At 66.1% G+C, this 15,115-nt stretch carries 18 protein-coding genes; 16 read left to right on the top strand and 2 right to left on the bottom strand.

Annotated features, from left to right (window positions below):
• Positions 1 to 12 precede the first annotated feature (12 nt).
• The 15 genes from rpmE (at position 13) to ACQI46_RS20075 (ending at position 12,847) form a co-directional block, all read left to right on the top strand.
• Positions 13 to 252: a 50S ribosomal protein L31 gene (gene rpmE, locus ACQI46_RS20145; RefSeq protein ID WP_098006207.1), complete on the top strand. Its 240-nt coding sequence runs from the start codon at positions 13 to 15 to the stop codon at positions 250 to 252.
• 75 nt (positions 253 to 327) lie between these two features.
• Positions 328 to 1,401 carry a peptide chain release factor 1 gene (gene prfA / locus ACQI46_RS20140; RefSeq protein ID WP_427095817.1) on the top strand — a complete coding sequence of 358 codons (1,074 nt, stop codon included), beginning with the start codon at positions 328 to 330 and terminating at the stop codon, positions 1,399 to 1,401.
• Positions 1,402 to 1,424: 23 nt separating this feature from the next.
• Positions 1,425 to 2,252 carry a peptide chain release factor N(5)-glutamine methyltransferase gene (gene prmC, locus ACQI46_RS20135; RefSeq protein WP_427095981.1) on the top strand — a complete coding sequence of 276 codons (828 nt, stop codon included), beginning with the start codon at positions 1,425 to 1,427 and terminating at the stop codon, positions 2,250 to 2,252.
• A 14-nt stretch (positions 2,253 to 2,266) separates the two neighbouring features.
• A complete protein-coding gene (locus tag ACQI46_RS20130) occupies positions 2,267 to 2,929 on the top strand; it encodes an L-threonylcarbamoyladenylate synthase (protein ID WP_427095816.1) in 663 nt (220 codons plus the stop codon).
• A gap of 33 nt (positions 2,930 to 2,962) precedes the next feature.
• The gene (locus ACQI46_RS20125) at positions 2,963 to 4,159 is read left to right on the top strand and encodes a glycosyltransferase family 4 protein (protein WP_427095815.1); all 1,197 of its coding nucleotides are present in this window, start codon (positions 2,963 to 2,965) and stop codon (positions 4,157 to 4,159) included.
• Between the two features lie 224 nt (positions 4,160 to 4,383).
• Positions 4,384 to 4,830 carry an ATP synthase subunit I gene (locus tag ACQI46_RS20120; protein ID WP_427095814.1) on the top strand — a complete coding sequence of 149 codons (447 nt, stop codon included), beginning with the start codon at positions 4,384 to 4,386 and terminating at the stop codon, positions 4,828 to 4,830.
• Between the two features lie 19 nt (positions 4,831 to 4,849).
• A complete protein-coding gene (gene atpB, locus ACQI46_RS20115) occupies positions 4,850 to 5,620 on the top strand; it encodes a F0F1 ATP synthase subunit A (RefSeq protein WP_427095980.1) in 771 nt (256 codons plus the stop codon).
• Between the two features lie 95 nt (positions 5,621 to 5,715).
• Entirely contained in the window at positions 5,716 to 5,961 is a 246-nt protein-coding gene (locus ACQI46_RS20110) for a F0F1 ATP synthase subunit C (RefSeq protein WP_024449289.1), read from the top strand.
• A 9-nt stretch (positions 5,962 to 5,970) separates the two neighbouring features.
• Positions 5,971 to 6,486, top strand: a complete 516-nt coding sequence (locus ACQI46_RS20105; RefSeq protein WP_427095813.1) for a F0F1 ATP synthase subunit B — start codon at positions 5,971 to 5,973, stop codon at positions 6,484 to 6,486.
• The gene (locus tag ACQI46_RS20100; protein WP_427095812.1) at positions 6,487 to 7,824 is read left to right on the top strand and encodes a F0F1 ATP synthase subunit B/delta; all 1,338 of its coding nucleotides are present in this window, start codon (positions 6,487 to 6,489) and stop codon (positions 7,822 to 7,824) included.
• 60 nt (positions 7,825 to 7,884) lie between these two features.
• Entirely contained in the window at positions 7,885 to 9,528 is a 1,644-nt protein-coding gene (gene atpA, locus ACQI46_RS20095; RefSeq protein ID WP_427095811.1) for a F0F1 ATP synthase subunit alpha, read from the top strand.
• A gap of 25 nt (positions 9,529 to 9,553) precedes the next feature.
• Positions 9,554 to 10,483, top strand: a complete 930-nt coding sequence (locus ACQI46_RS20090) for a F0F1 ATP synthase subunit gamma (RefSeq protein WP_427095810.1) — start codon at positions 9,554 to 9,556, stop codon at positions 10,481 to 10,483.
• 39 nt (positions 10,484 to 10,522) lie between these two features.
• Positions 10,523 to 11,956 carry a F0F1 ATP synthase subunit beta gene (gene atpD, locus ACQI46_RS20085; protein WP_427095809.1) on the top strand — a complete coding sequence of 478 codons (1,434 nt, stop codon included), beginning with the start codon at positions 10,523 to 10,525 and terminating at the stop codon, positions 11,954 to 11,956.
• 72 nt (positions 11,957 to 12,028) lie between these two features.
• Entirely contained in the window at positions 12,029 to 12,394 is a 366-nt protein-coding gene (locus ACQI46_RS20080; protein WP_427095808.1) for a F0F1 ATP synthase subunit epsilon, read from the top strand.
• A gap of 6 nt (positions 12,395 to 12,400) precedes the next feature.
• On the top strand, positions 12,401 to 12,847 hold the full coding sequence (locus ACQI46_RS20075) for a DUF2550 domain-containing protein (protein ID WP_427095807.1): 447 nt from the start codon (positions 12,401 to 12,403) through the stop codon (positions 12,845 to 12,847).
• Here ACQI46_RS20075 and ACQI46_RS20070 read toward each other — a convergent pair.
• The gene (locus ACQI46_RS20070) at positions 12,841 to 13,416 is read right to left on the bottom strand and encodes a cob(I)yrinic acid a,c-diamide adenosyltransferase (RefSeq protein ID WP_427095806.1); all 576 of its coding nucleotides are present in this window, start codon (positions 13,414 to 13,416) and stop codon (positions 12,841 to 12,843) included. The genes ACQI46_RS20075 and ACQI46_RS20070 overlap by 7 nt on opposite strands.
• An 81-nt stretch (positions 13,417 to 13,497) precedes the next feature.
• Between ACQI46_RS20070 and murA the strand changes: the two genes are divergently transcribed.
• Positions 13,498 to 14,751 carry a UDP-N-acetylglucosamine 1-carboxyvinyltransferase gene (gene murA, locus ACQI46_RS20065; protein WP_427095805.1) on the top strand — a complete coding sequence of 418 codons (1,254 nt, stop codon included), beginning with the start codon at positions 13,498 to 13,500 and terminating at the stop codon, positions 14,749 to 14,751.
• 182 nt (positions 14,752 to 14,933) lie between these two features.
• Here the strand turns inward: murA and ACQI46_RS20060 are convergent.
• Positions 14,934 to 15,115, bottom strand: a 182-nt coding sequence (locus ACQI46_RS20060; RefSeq protein WP_427095804.1) for a hypothetical protein, incomplete at its 5' end; no start/stop codon positions are given.

Genomic DNA, 15,115 nt, shown 5'->3' with positions numbered 1-15,115 from the left:
AGAGGGAAACCAATGAAATCAGGGATTCATCCTGACTACGTCGAGACCACCGTGCTGTGTGGCTGCGGCGCCAGCTTCACCACCCGCAGCACCAAGAAGAGCGGTCAGATCACTGTCGAGGTCTGCTCGCAGTGCCACCCGTTCTACACCGGTAAGCAGAAGATCCTCGACAGCGGCGGCCGCGTCGCCCGCTTCGAGAAGCGCTACGGCAAGCGCTCGGCGGGACAGAACAAGTCCGCAGACGACAAGTAGCCATCCGATCGGCGCCCGACCTGCCGCTTTCCGCGCAGGGCGGGCGCTGTTTCGTCGGTACGACAAGGAGGCGGCGTGACCGACACCGCATCGGCGATCGACGCGGTCCTCGCCGAACACGCTGACCTGCAGCAGCGGATGGCCGATCCGGAACTGCACGCCGACCCCGGCGCCGCCCGCAAGGTGGGTCGACGGTTCGCGCAGATCTCACCGATCGTCACAACACACAGCAAGCTCGAGGCCGCCCGCGGCGACCTCGAGGCCGCCCGCGAACTGGCCGCCGACGACTCGTCGTTCGCCGCGGAAGTGGACGAACTCAGCGCCACCGTCGCCGAACTCGAGACCCAACTGGCCGACCTGCTCGCGCCCCGCGATCCACACGACGCCGACGACATCGTGCTCGAGGTGAAGTCGGGGGAGGGCGGCGAGGAGTCCGCGCTGTTCGCCGCCGACCTCGCCCGCATGTACATCCGCTACGCCGAGCGGCGCGGCTGGACCGTGACCATCCTCGACGAGACCGGCTCGGATCTGGGCGGCTACAAGGACGCGACGCTGTCCATCCGCAGCAAGGGCGACTCGGCCGACGGGGTCTGGTCGCGGCTGAAGTTCGAGGGCGGTGTGCACCGCGTGCAGCGCGTGCCCGTCACCGAATCCCAAGGCCGGGTCCACACGTCGGCAGCAGGCGTGCTCGTCTACCCCGAGCCCGAGGAGATCGAGCAGGTGCAGATCGACGAATCCGATCTGCGCATCGACGTCTACCGCTCTTCGGGCAAGGGCGGCCAGGGCGTCAACACCACCGACTCCGCGGTCCGCATCACCCACCTGCCCACCGGCATCGTGGTCACCTGCCAGAACGAGCGCTCTCAGCTGCAGAACAAGGCGCGCGCCATGCAGGTCCTGGCCGCCCGACTGCAGGCGCTGGCCGAAGAACAGGCCCAGGCCGACGCGTCGGCCGACCGTGCCAGCCAGATCCGCACCGTCGACCGCAGCGAACGCATCCGGACCTACAACTTCCCGGAAAACCGGATCGCCGACCACCGCATCAACTTCAAGGCCCACAACCTCGACCAGGTTCTCGACGGCGAACTCGACCCGCTGTTCGACGCGCTGGCCGCGGCCGACAGACAATCGCGGCTGCAGAGCACGTGAGCGTGGCGCACCGGCCGACGACCATGCGGGACGTCATCGCCGCCGCCGCCGACGAGTTGGCGGCCGCCGGAGTGGCATCGGCGCGCGTCGACGCCGAACTTCTCGCCGCCCACGTCGCCGGCACATCGCGCGGTCGTCTCGCCCTGACCGCACCGGACTCCGACTTCCTGGCTCGGTACCGGCAACTGATCGGGCAGCGGGCCCGACGCATCCCGTTGCAGCACCTCACCGGAACCGCCGCGTTCGGCCCTGTCGCCCTCGACGTCGGACCCGGCGTGTTCATCCCGCGGCCCGAGACCGAAGTCCTGCTCGAATGGGCGATGGCGCTGCGGCTGCCGGAGGACCCGGTCATCGTGGACCTGTGCACCGGATCCGGGGCCTTGGCCCTGGCGCTGGCCACCCACCGCCCCCGCGCCCGGGTGATCGCTGTCGACGACTCCGAGCAGGCCCTGACCTACGCGCGCCGCAACGTCGCCGGCCGCCGCGTCGAGCTGATACGCGCCGACGTGACCCAGCCCGGGCTGCTCAGCGAGCTGGACGCGAGCGTCGACCTGCTCGTGGCCAACCCGCCGTACATACCGGACGGCACACCGATGGAACCCGAAGTCGCGCAACATGATCCGAGCCATGCCCTGTTCGGCGGTCCGGACGGGATGGCGGTCATCGCGCCGATCGTCGAGGCTGCCGCACGGCTGCTGCGCCCCGGTGGATTCTGCGCCGTGGAACACGACGACACCACCTCGCGCCGCACCGTCGAGGTGTTCAGCGACAGTGGGCTCTTCCACGACATCACCCCGCGACACGACTGGACGGGCAGGCCGCGTTACGTGACCGCCGTACGCAGTCGGTGAGAGATTGGTGACCCATGGCTGAGACGTTCGACTGCTCCGACCCGACGCAACGCACGACGGGCATCGCGGCGGCCATCAGTGCGCTCAAGAGCGGCCGACTGGTGGTCATGCCGACCGACACCGTCTACGGCATCGGCGCCGACGCGTTCGACAGTGAAGCCGTCGCCGCACTGCTGGCAGCCAAGGGGCGCGGACGCAACATGCCGGTGCCGGTTCTGGTCGGCTCCTGGCACACCATCCAAGGCCTCGTCTACACCGTGCCGCCGTCGGTCAAGGAGCTGATCCGCGCGTTCTGGCCCGGCGCCCTGAGCCTGGTGGTGCAGCAGGCGCCGTCGCTGCAGTGGGATCTCGGCGACGCCAACGGCACCGTGATGCTGCGCATGCCCCTGCATCCGGTCGCCATCGAACTCCTGCGCGAGGTCGGACCGATGGCGGTGTCGAGCGCGAACCGCTCCGGGCAGCCGGCAGCCGTCACCGCCGCCGACGCCCGCGAGCAACTCGGCGATCTCGTCGAGGTCTACCTGGACGGCGGGCCGGCCAAGGCACAGGCCGCCTCGACGATCGTCGACCTGACCGGGGCGAACCCCCGGATCCTGCGTGAGGGGCCGGTGACCGTCGACGCCATCGCAGAGGTGCTGCGCGTCGACCCCGCGACACTGTTGCCGCAGCGCGACTGAGTGCACGAGACGGTGCATTACGGTGGCGCGGTGATGTTCTCCAGCCCCGTTTCGGAGAGCGTGCTCGCGCTGTCCGACCGCGGTGCCGGCGTCCCGCTCCGCGAGCTGGCACTGGTCGGGCTGACCGCGGCCATCATCACCTACCTGGCCACCGGCTTGGTCCGTGTGGTGGCGATGCGCTGGGGCGCGGTGGCCTACCCGCGCGAGCGTGACGTTCACCTGCAGCCGACGCCGCGGATGGGCGGGTTGGCGATGTACCTCGGCGTCGTGGCGGCGGTACTGCTGGCCTCCCAGCTACCCGCGCTGACGCGAGGGTTCGTCTACTCGTCGGGCATGCCCGCGGTCGTGGTGGCCGGCGGGTTGATCATGCTGGTCGGGCTGATCGACGACCGCTGGGGACTCGACGCCCTGACCAAGTTCGCCGGCCAGATCACCGCCGCCAGCGTGCTGGTCACCATGGGCGTCGCGTGGAGCGTGCTGTACATCCCGTTCGGGGGAGTCGGCACGATCGTGCTCGACCAGGTCGCGTCGATTCTGCTGACCCTCGCGCTGACGGTGGCCATCGTCAACGCGATGAATTTCGTCGACGGTCTCGACGGACTGGCCGCCGGTCTCGGTCTGATCACCGCGTCGGCAATCTGCCTCTTCTCCGTCGGCCTGTTGCGTGACCACGGCGGCGACGTGCTGTTCTACCCGCCGGCGGTGATCTCGGTCGTCCTGGCCGGGGCGTGCCTGGGGTTCCTGCCGCACAACTTCCACAAGGCGAAGATCTTCATGGGGGACTCGGGGTCGATGCTGATCGGCCTGATGCTGGCCGCCGCGTCGACGACCGCCGCCGGCCCGATCTCGCAGACCGCGTACGGGGTGCGCGACGTGTTCGCGCTGCTGTCGCCGTTCCTTCTGGTCGTTGCGGTGATGTTCGTGCCGGCCCTGGACATGTTGCTCGCGATCATCCGGCGCACCCGGGCCGGACGCAGCCCGTTCAGCCCCGACAAGATGCACCTGCATCACCGACTCCTCGAGATCGGGCACTCGCACCGACGCGTCGTGCTGCTGGTCTACCTGTGGGTGGGCATCGCGGCGCTGGGCGCGGCGAGCACGATCTTCTTCGATCCGCGGCACACCGCCGCGGCGATGGGCGCAGCCGTCGTCATCGCGCTCGTCGTGACGCTGATCCCGCTGCTCGGCCGACGAGACACTGCAGGCCGGAGGGTGTACGACGAGAAGTAGTAGGGCTTCTTTTGCGACCCGCTGCGTGTGTTAGGGTTCAATAAGAACCCGATCGATTTCGCGGGTTTCCGGCCTCCGGAACAGACAGTTCGACCGATCACAGGGAGCTACCCCTTGGGTGATTCCAGCGCGCCTGCCGCCCTCCGCTACGCTACGGGCGCGACGCACCGGATCATCGGGACGGCACTCACAGCACACGACAACCGCGGGATTGAGGTGAAGCAGTGACGACGCCAGCGCAAGACGCGCCGTTGGTGTTTCCGTCCGTCGCTTTCCGGCCCGTACGTCTGCTGATCATCTGCGTCGCGCTCACCGCTGTCGCCGTCGTCGTCGCAGGTTTCGGTGGCAACATTTTCTACGGCGTCTTCTTCGGAGTCGGGCTGGGCCTCGGACTGACCAACGCACTGTTGGTGCGCCGCGCAGTCGAGAGCATCACCGCCGAAGATCACCCACTCAAGAAGAAGATGGCGCTGAACTCGGCGACGCGCCTGCTCGTCATCACTGCGATCGGACTGACCGTCGCGTTCGTCTTCAAAGACAACGGCGGCCTCGCGGTGCTCTTCGGGCTCGCAATCTTCCAGGCACTACTGGTGACGAGCACCAGCCTCCCGGTACTGCGCAAGATCCGCAGCGAGGGGCTCAACGTGGCAGACACGGAAGCGAAGGATTGAGCTGACCCCAATGACGCAGATGTTCGAGACTGTCCTCGCCGCTGAGGAAGGTGGTGCCCCGATCCACGTCGGGCATCACACCCTGGTATTCGAGCTGTTCGGTATGACGTTCAACGGGGACACCATCCTCGCTACCGCAATCACCGCCGTGATCGTCCTCGGTCTGGCCTTCTACCTGAAGTCCAAGGTGACCGCGACAGGCGTACCCGGCGGCGTGCAGCTGTTCTGGGAGGCGCTGACCATCCAGATGCGCGGACAGATCGAGCAGGCGATCGGCATGAAAGTCGCGCCGTTCGTGCTGCCGCTCGCCGTCACGATCTTCGTCTTCATCCTGATCTCGAACTGGCTCGCGGTGCTGCCGCTGCAGTACGGCGGCGCCGACGGCGCGGCCGCCGAGTTGTACAAGGCTCCGGCCTCCGACATCAACTTCGTGCTGGCTCTCGCCCTGTTCGTCTTCATCTGCTACCACGCGGCAGGCTTCTGGCGACGCGGCATCATCGGCCACCCGGTCAAGGTGGTGAAGGGGCACGTCGCATTCCTCGCCCCCATCAACGTCGTCGAGGAACTCGCCAAGCCGATCTCGCTGGCACTGCGACTCTTCGGCAACATCTTCGCCGGCGGCATCCTGGTGGCGCTGATCGCGATGTTCCCCTGGTACATCCAGTGGCTGCCCAACGCGGTGTGGAAGACCTTCGACCTGTTCGTCGGCTTGATCCAGGCCTTCATCTTCTCGCTGCTGACGATCCTGTACTTCAGTCAGTCGATGGAGTTGGACCACGAAGACCACTGAGCGCACCGACCCTCAAACAGCTATTTGCCGTAGTACGTAAGGACCACACAAACCCCTGACAGAGACGCTCTGCCAGATATCAAGGAGGATAGGAAATGGACCCCACAATCGCTGCTGGCGCACTCATCGGCGGTGGTCTGATCATGGCCGGCGGCGCTATCGGTGCCGGTATCGGTGACGGTATCGCCGGTAACGCGCTGATCGCGGGCATTGCCCGGCAGCCGGAGGCCCAGGGTCGACTGTTCACGCCGTTCTTCATCACGGTGGGTCTGGTCGAGGCCGCCTACTTCATCAACCTCGCCTTCATGGCTCTGTTCGTCTTCGCCACGCCGGTCGGCTAATTCAGCGACATGGGTGATCTGACATCGACGAACCTCGCCTCCGCCATACTCGCGGCGGAGGAGGGGGGCGGGACGAGCAACTTCCTGCTCCCCAACGGCACCTTTTTCGCCGTGCTGCTCATCTTCCTGATTGTGCTCGGCGTGATCGCGAAATGGGTTGTGCCACCGATCAGCAAGGTGCTGGCCGAGCGGGAAGCGATGCTGGCCAAGACCGCCGCTGACAACCGCAAGTCGGCCGAACAGGTCGCCGCGGCACGGGAGGATTACGACAAGACCTTGGCCGAAGCCCGGGGCGAGGCGTCCTCCATACGTGACGAGGCACGGGTCGCGGGCCGCCAGGTCGTCGACGAGAAGCGTGCAGCGGCCAACGGCGAGGTCGCCCAAACGGTCAAGACGGCCGACGAAGAGTTGACACAACAGGGTTCGGCCGCGCAGTCGGAGCTTCAGGCGTCGGTGGACGCGCTGTCTGCGACGCTCGCGAGCCGAATCCTGGGTGTGGACGTGAATACGCGTGGGAGCCAGTAGATGTCGACTTTCATCGGACAGCTGATCGGCTTCGCCGTCATCGTCTTCATCATCGTCAAGTGGGTTGCCCCACTCGTGAAGTCGATGATGCAGCGGCAGCAGGAGGCGATTCGCGCGGCTCTCGCCGAAAGCGCGGAGGCCAGCAAGAAGCTGGCCGAGGCCGACGCCATGCACGCCAAGGCCGTCGAAGACGCGAAGTCCGAGGGGCAGAAGGTCACCGACGAGGCGCGCCAAGATTCCGAGCGGATCGCCGCGCAGCTCGCCGAGCAGGCCGACGCCGAGGCCGAACGGATCAAGTCCCAGGGGGCTCAGCAGGTTCAGCTGATGCGGCAGCAGTTGATCCGTCAGCTGCGGTCGGGCCTCGGTGTCGAATCCGTGCAGAAGGCTGAGGACATCGTCCGCAACTTCGTCTCGGATCCGGCAGCGCAGTCCTCGACCGTGGACCGGTTCCTCGACGAACTCGACGAGATGGCGCCGTCCCCGGCGGTTCTCGAGTCGGGTGCCTCGCTGAATCTGCGGGCAGCCAGTCGGGAAGCCCTCGCCGAGGTCGTGAAGCGGTTCGAGTCCGACGTCGCCGACGCTGACGCGGACGCCCTGACCACCGTCGCCGAGAACCTCACGGCGATCGCGAAGGTGCTACTCAAAGAGCCGACGCTGAACAAGCACCTCGCCGAGCCGGCAGACGAATCGTCGGCGAAGGTGCGCCTGGCCGAGCGCCTGTTCGACGGCAAGGTCGATCCCAAAGCCCTCGAGCTGCTCAAGACAGCCGTGGCGCAGCGCTGGTCGACCACCGAGAACCTGGTCGACGCCCTCGAGCACGTCGCCCGGTTGGCCCTGTTGGTCCGTGCCGATCGCGACAACCAGAGCGAGGAAGTCGAAGAGCAGCTGTTCCGTCTCGGACGGGTGCTCGACAACGAATCCCGACTGAGCCGCCTGCTGTCCGACACCAGCGTCGACGCCGATCAGCGGATCGGCCTGTTGGACAAGGTGCTTCAGAGCGCCGGCGGCGTCAACGCGACGACCTCTGCACTGCTGAAGCAGACCGTCGAGTTGCTGCGTGGGCAGAACGCCGACGCGGCAGTCAACGACCTCGCCGAGTTGGCGGTGGCGCGGCGCGGCGAGGCCCTCGCTCAGGTCACCGCGGCAGCGGAACTGTCCGACGAGCAGCGGACGCGTCTGACCGAGGTGCTCAGCCGCATCTACGGAACCGACGTGTCGGTCCAGCTCAACATCGATCCCGAGCTGCTCGGCGGGCTCCTCATCACGGTCGGTGACGAGGTCATCGACGGATCCATCTCCTCCCGGTTAGCCGCGGCCCGCGCAGGGCTGCCGGACTAAGAGCGCCGGACTCCGGGCAACCAAGCAACGAGAAACACACAGGCAGGAAGACGAAAAGCCATGGCAGAGTTGACAATCTCGGCTTCTGACATCGAAGGGGCGATCGAGGACTACGTCTCCTCCTTCTCCGCGGAGTCCGACCGAGAAGAAGTCGGTGTCGTTGTCGACGCCGGTGACGGTATCGCCCACGTCGAGGGCTTGCCCTCGGTGATGACGCAGGAACTCCTCGAGTTCCCGGGTGGCGTCCTCGGAGTCGCACTGAACCTCGACGAGCACGAGGTCGGTGCCGTTATCCTCGGCGACTTCGAGAAGATCGAAGAGGGCCAGCAGGTCAAGCGCACCGGTGAGGTCCTGTCGGTTCCGGTCGGTGACGCGTTCCTCGGTCGCGTCGTCAACCCGCTCGGCCAGCCGATCGACGGCCAGGGTGACATCCAGACGGACACCCGTCGCGCACTGGAGCTGCAGGCGCCGTCGGTGGTTCAGCGTCAGGGCGTCTCGGAGCCGCTGCAGACCGGCATCAAGGCCATCGACAGCCAGACCCCGATCGGCCGCGGTCAGCGCCAGCTGATCATCGGCGACCGCAAGACGGGCAAGACCGCCGTCGCGGTCGACACCATCCTCAACCAGCGTCAGGCGTGGGAGACGGGTGACCCCAAGCAGCAGGTTCGCTGCGTCTACGTCGCGATCGGCCAGAAGGGCACCACGATCGCCTCGGTGAAGCGGGCGCTCGAAGAGGGCGGCGCGATGGAGTACACCACCATCGTCGCGGCTCCGGCCTCCGACGCTGCCGGCTTCAAGTGGCTGGCTCCGTACACCGGTTCGGCCATCGGTCAGCACTGGATGTACGACGGCAAGCACGTACTGATCGTGTTCGACGACCTGACCAAGCAGGCCGACGCGTACCGGGCGATCTCGCTGCTGCTGCGCCGTCCGCCGGGCCGTGAGGCGTTCCCGGGTGACGTGTTCTACCTGCACTCGCGTCTGCTGGAGCGTTGCGCGAAGCTGTCCGACGAGCTCGGTGGCGGTTCGATGACCGGTCTGCCGATCATCGAGACCAAGGCCAACGACATCTCGGCGTTCATCCCGACCAACGTCATCTCCATCACCGATGGCCAGTGCTTCCTGGAGTCCGACCTGTTCAACCAGGGTGTGCGGCCGGCCATCAACGTCGGTGTGTCGGTGTCGCGCGTCGGTGGCGCCGCCCAGATCAAGGCGATGAAAGAGGTTGCCGGCTCGCTGCGTCTGGAGCTCTCGCAGTACCGCGAGCTCGAGTCGTTCGCCGCCTTCGCCTCGGATCTCGACGCCGCCTCGAAGGCTCAGCTGGACCGCGGTGCCCGCCTGGTCGAGCTGCTCAAGCAGCCGCAGTACACGCCGTTCCCGGTCGAGGAGCAGGTCATCTCGATCTTCCTCGGTACCGGCGGCCACCTGGATTCGGTTCCCGTGGAAGACGTCTCGCGATTCGAGACCGAGCTGCTCGAGCACGTCAGAGGCTCGCACGAGGAGATCCTGAAGGACATCCGCGAGTCCAAGAAGTTCTCCGAGGAGAACGAGGAGAAGCTGGTCAAGGTCATCAACGACTTCAAGAAGGGCTTCTCCGCGTCTGACGGCAGCTCGGTGGCGGTCGACGCCAACGCCGAGGCCATGGACGAAGAGGACGTCGAGAAGGAGTCCGTCAAGGTCCGCAAGCCGGCCTCCAACAAGTAGTCACCGAGAGGGTCTGGAGAGCTAGATGGCTGCAACACTGCGCGAGCTTCGCGGGCGTATCCGTTCCGCCGGGTCGATCAAGAAGATCACCAAGGCGCAAGAACTGATCGCCACGTCGCGGATCTCGAAGGCGCAGGCCCGAGTCGAAGCGGCTCGGCCTTACAGCACCGAGATCACCAACATGCTGACCGAGCTCGCCAGCGCCAGCGCGCTGGATCATCCGTTGCTCGTGCAGCGGGAGAACCCGCGGCGGGCCGCTGTGCTGGTGGTGTCGTCGGACCGTGGTCTCTGCGGTGCCTACAACGCCAATGTGTTGCGGCAGTCCGAGGAGCTCTTCTCGCTGCTGCGGGAAGAGGGCAAGGAGCCGGTCCTCTACGTCGTCGGCCGTAAAGCGCTGGGCTACTTCAGCTTCCGTCAGCGCGAGGTCGTCGAGTCGTGGACCGGGTTCTCCGAGCGGCCCACCTACGAGAACGCCCGGGAGATCGCTGACACCCTGGTGGCCTCCTTCATGTCGGGTGCCGACGACGAGGGCGACGACGCGGGAGCCGATGGTGTCCTCGGCGTCGACGAACTACACATCGTCTTCACCGAGTTCCGGTCCATGCTCTCGCAGGTGGTGGCGGCCCGGCGGATCGCCCCGATGGTCGTCGAGTACGTCGAGGACGAAACCCCGGCCGACGGTCCGCAGACCCTGTTCTCGTTCGAGCCGGATGCCGAGACCCTCTTCGGCGAGCTGCTGCCGCGCTACGTGGCCACCCGCGTGTATGCGGCGTTGCTCGAGGCGGCAGCGTCGGAGTCGGCCTCGCGGCGCCGGGCGATGAAGTCGGCCACCGACAACGCCGACGAACTGATCAAGTCCCTGACGCTGGCGGCCAACCGCGAACGCCAGGCACAGATCACCCAGGAAATCAGCGAAATCGTCGGCGGCGCCAACGCGCTGGCCGACGCCAAATGACCTTCAGCAGTACGCCCGGTTAGGAAGCGAAGAAACAACATGAGTGCACCAGCAGAAGCCAAGGAGACCACCGGCCGCGTGGTCCGTATCACCGGTCCGGTCGTCGACGTGGAGTTCCCGCGTGGCGCCGTGCCGGAGCTGTTCAACGCGCTGCACGCCGACATCTCCTACAAGGAGCTGTCCAAGACCCTGACGCTGGAGGTTGCTCAGCACCTCGGGGACAACCTGGTCCGGACCATCTCGATGCAGCCCACCGACGGTCTGGTGCGCGGCGTCGAGGTCACCGACACCGGCACCTCGATCTCGGTGCCCGTCGGTGACGGCGTCAAGGGCCACGTGTTCAACGCCCTCGGCGACTGCCTCGACGAGCCCGGCTACGGCAAGGACTTCGAGCACTGGTCGATCCACCGCAAGCCGCCGGCCTTCTCGGACCTCGAGCCGCGCACCGAGATGCTCGAGACCGGCCTGAAGGTCGTCGACCTGCTCACCCCGTACGTCCGCGGCGGCAAGATCGCTCTGTTCGGCGGCGCCGGCGTGGGCAAGACGGTGCTCATTCAGGAGATGATCAACCGTATCGCCCGCAACTTCGGTGGTACCTCGGTGTTCGCCGGCGTCGGTGAGCGCACCCGTGAGGGCAACGACCTGTGGGTCGAGCTCGAGGATGCCAACGTGCTCAAGGACACCGCGTTGGTGTTCGGCCAGATGGACGAGCCGCCGGGCACCCGTATGCGCGTGGCGCTGTCGGCGCTGACCATGGCGGAGTACTTCCGCGACGAGCAGGGCCAGGACGTGCTGCTGTTCATCGACAACATCTTCCGGTTCACCCAGGCCGGCTCCGAGGTCTCCACGCTGCTCGGCCGTATGCCGTCCGCGGTGGGTTACCAGCCCACCCTGGCCGACGAGATGGGTGAGCTGCAGGAGCGCATCACCTCGACGCGCGGTAAGTCGATCACCTCGATGCAGGCCGTGTACGTGCCCGCCGACGACTACACCGACCCGGCCCCCGCGACCACGTTCGCGCACCTCGACGCCACCACCGAGCTCTCGCGTTCGGTGTTCTCGAAGGGCATCTTCCCGGCGGTGGATCCGCTGGCCTCGAGCTCGACGATCCTCGACCCGGCCGTGGTCGGCGACGAGCACTACCGGGTGGCGCAGGAAGTCATCCGAATCCTGCAGCGCTACAAGGACCTCCAGGACATCATCGCCATCCTCGGTATCGACGAGCTCGCCGAAGAGGACAAGCAGCTGGTGAACCGGGCCCGCCGTATCGAGCGCTTCCTGAGCCAGAACATGATGGCCGCCGAGCAGTTCACCGGTCAGCCGGGCTCGACGGTGCCGCTCAAGGAGACCATCGAGGCGTTCGACAAGCTCACCAAGGGCGAGTTCGATCACCTGCCCGAGCAGGCGTTCTTCCTCATCGGCGGACTCGACGACCTCGCGAAGAAGGCCGAAAGCCTCGGCGCGAAGCTGTGAGTGACGGATTGAGCATCGGACTGGCGATGAGCGCCTGCGCGAAGAGCATCGGATCGAGGAAGGTGGTGTGACATGGCGGACATGACCGTCGAGATCGTCGCCGTTGAGCGCGAGCTGTGGAAAGGCGACGCCTCCTTCGTGTTCACTCGCACCACCGCGGGCGAGATCGGGATCCTGCCTCGGCACATCCCGCTCGTCGCGCAACTCGTCGACGACGCGATGGTGCGCGTCGAGCGTGAGGGTGAAGACGACCTGCGTATCGCGGTCGACGGGGGATTCCTCTCGGTCACCGACGAGGTCGTGCGGATTCTCGTCGAGAACGCGCAGTTCGAGAATGAGATCAACGCCGACGAGGCGAAGCAGGACTCGGAGTCTGACGACGAGCGCACCGCGGCGTGGGGTCGCGCACGTCTGCGCGCAATCGGCCAACTGGACTGACCACCGATGAGCGCCTCCATGCAATTCATGGTGGCGCTCGTCGGTGTCTTGGCCCTGGTAGTCGGGGTCCTCGGCTACCGTCTGTGGAAGTTGCGCCAGGTCGGCGGCACTGCTGCCATCCTTCGGGACTATCCCGCTGTCGGTGGGCAGGGTTGGCGGCACGGCGTCATGCGTTATCGGGGTGGCGAAGCCGGGTTCTACCGGCTTTCGAGCCTGCGGTGGTGGCCGGACCGGACGCTCAGTCGGCGGGGTCTGGAGATCGTGTCGCGTCGTTCCCCGCGGGGCGACGAGTTCGACATCATGACCGACGAGATTGCGATCTTGGAATTGCGCGATGCCGGCCCGGAACGCGGCCGGGGTTATGAGATCGCGTTGGACCGCGGAGCGTTGACCGCGTTCACGTCGTGGCTGGAATCGCGACCGTCACCGCGGGCGCGGCGACGCATCTACTGAGCTCCGCCGCCCGGCTTCCAGAGCACGTCACCCTCGGGATTGGCGACGCGCGACAGGATGAACAGCAGGTCCGAGAGCCGATTGAGGTACTTCGCGGGCAGCACGCTGACGGTGTCGCCGTGGGTTTCGACCGCGTGCCACGCCGAACGTTCGGCCCGTCGGGCCACCGTCCGCGCCACATGCAGCAGCGCTGACATGGGGGTTCCGCCCGGCAGTACGAACGAGTTGAGTGCGGTCAACCCTTCGTTGAATTCGTCGCACCACTTTTCGAGCCGGTCGATGTAGCTCTGCTGGATACGCAGCGGGGGATACTCGGGGTTCTCGACCACGGGCGTCGACAGGTCGGCTCCCGCGTCGAACAGGTCGTTCTGGATCTGCCGCAGCACTTCGGCGAGATGCTGGTCGGGCTGCCCGAGTGCGACGGCGACCCCGATCGCCGCGTTGGTTTCATCACAGTCGGCGTAGGCCGCCAACCGTGCGTCGTTCTTCGAAACCCGGCTGAAATCGCTGAGTCCTGTGGACCCATCGTCGCCGGTCCGGGTATAGATCCGCGTCAGGTGCACAGCCATGCCCAAACCGTACGGGACGCAGTGTGAGAGTCGCGGCTCGGGAGACTGACATGGGCAGGAGCGCTGTTTACACTGACCGACGTGAGCGAGCATTTCGTGGTGACCGGCGGCTGCCGGTTATCGGGCGAAGTTGCTGTCGGTGGCGCCAAGAACAGTGTGCTGAAGCTGATGGCCGCCGCCTTGCTCGCCGAGGGCACCAGCACGATCTCCAATTGCCCGGACATTCTCGACGTGCCGTTGATGGCAGAGGTGCTGCGCGGACTCGGTGCGACGGTCGAACTCGACGGCGACGTCGTTCGCATCACCTCGCCAGACGAACCGAAGTACGACGCCGATTTCGCCGCGGTGCGCCAGTTCCGCGCGTCGGTGTGTGTGCTCGGGCCGCTGGTCGGCCGATGCAAGAAGGCGAAGGTCGCACTCCCCGGAGGTGACGCGATCGGGTCGCGTCCCCTGGACATGCACCAGGCTGGGCTGCGTCAGCTGGGGGCGCGATGCACCATCGAACACGGGTGCGTCGTGGCCGAAGCCGATCATCTGCACGGCGCCGAGATCCAACTCGAGTTCCCCTCGGTGGGCGCCACTGAGAACATCCTGATGGCCGCGGTCCTCGCCGACGGTGTCACGACGATCCACAACGCCGCGCGGGAACCCGACGTCGTCGACCTCTGCACGATGCTCAACCAGATGGGTGCGCAGGTTTCCGGTGCGGGTTCGTCGACCTTGACGATCACCGGCGTGGACCGGCTGTATCCGACCGAGCACCGGGTCATCGGGGACCGGATCGTCGCGGCCACCTGGGGGATCGCCGCGGCGATGACCCGCGGAGACGTCTCGGTCACCGGGGTCGACCCCGCCCATCTCCAACTCGTGCTGCACAAACTGCACGACGCCGGTGCCACCGTCACCCAGAGTGACGACGGCTTCCGGGTGGTGCAGTACGAGCGCCCGAAGGCGGTCAACGTCGCGACCCTGCCTTTCCCGGGATTTCCGACGGACCTGCAACCGATGGCGATCGGATTGGCGGCGATAGCCGACGGCACGTCGATGATCACGGAGAACGTCTTCGAGGCACGGTTTCGTTTCGTGGAGGAGATGATCCGGCTGGGCGCCGACGCCCGGACCGACGGACACCATGCGGTGGTGCGTGGGATTCCGCAGCTGTCGAGCGCACCCGTGTGGTCCTCGGATATCCGCGCCGGCGCCGGCTTGGTGTTGGCCGGACTCGTCGCCGACGGGGAAACCGAGGTGCACGACGTGTTCCACATCGACCGCGGATATCCGAAGTTCGTCGAAAATCTCGTCAGTTTGGGTGCGGAAGTGGAGCGCGTCGCGTAGAGTAGAGGGTCCGAAACCGGTTCTGAACAGGACATTTGGGAACCTGGCGGATTCGTGCGTAGTATCTTCCAACAGAAGCCCACGGCCCCGGGTTGAAAGATCCGGAGGACGAGGTTTGACCTCCCTGGTCACATGCAGTACAGTGTCAGGGTTGCCTGAAACCGGGTGTGTTGTTTGAGAACTCAATAGTGTGTTTGGTGGTTTTTGTTTGTTGTTTTTTGCCGCGCCTCTTTTTCCCGTTTAGGGGTGTGGTTTTTTTGGATGCCAGTTTTGGTGTCTTTTGTTTGGTTCGAATTTTTCTGAACGTTTTTGTTTGGAGAGTTTGATTCTGGCTCAGGACGAACGCTGGCGGCGTGCTTAACAC

This window comes from Mycobacterium sp. SMC-4, from assembly GCF_050205565.1.
Classification (GTDB): Bacteria; Actinomycetota; Actinomycetes; order Mycobacteriales; family Mycobacteriaceae; genus Mycobacterium.
The sequence above is the reverse complement of the archived record's forward strand: the minus strand, read 5'-3'. Positions and strand labels throughout refer to the sequence as shown.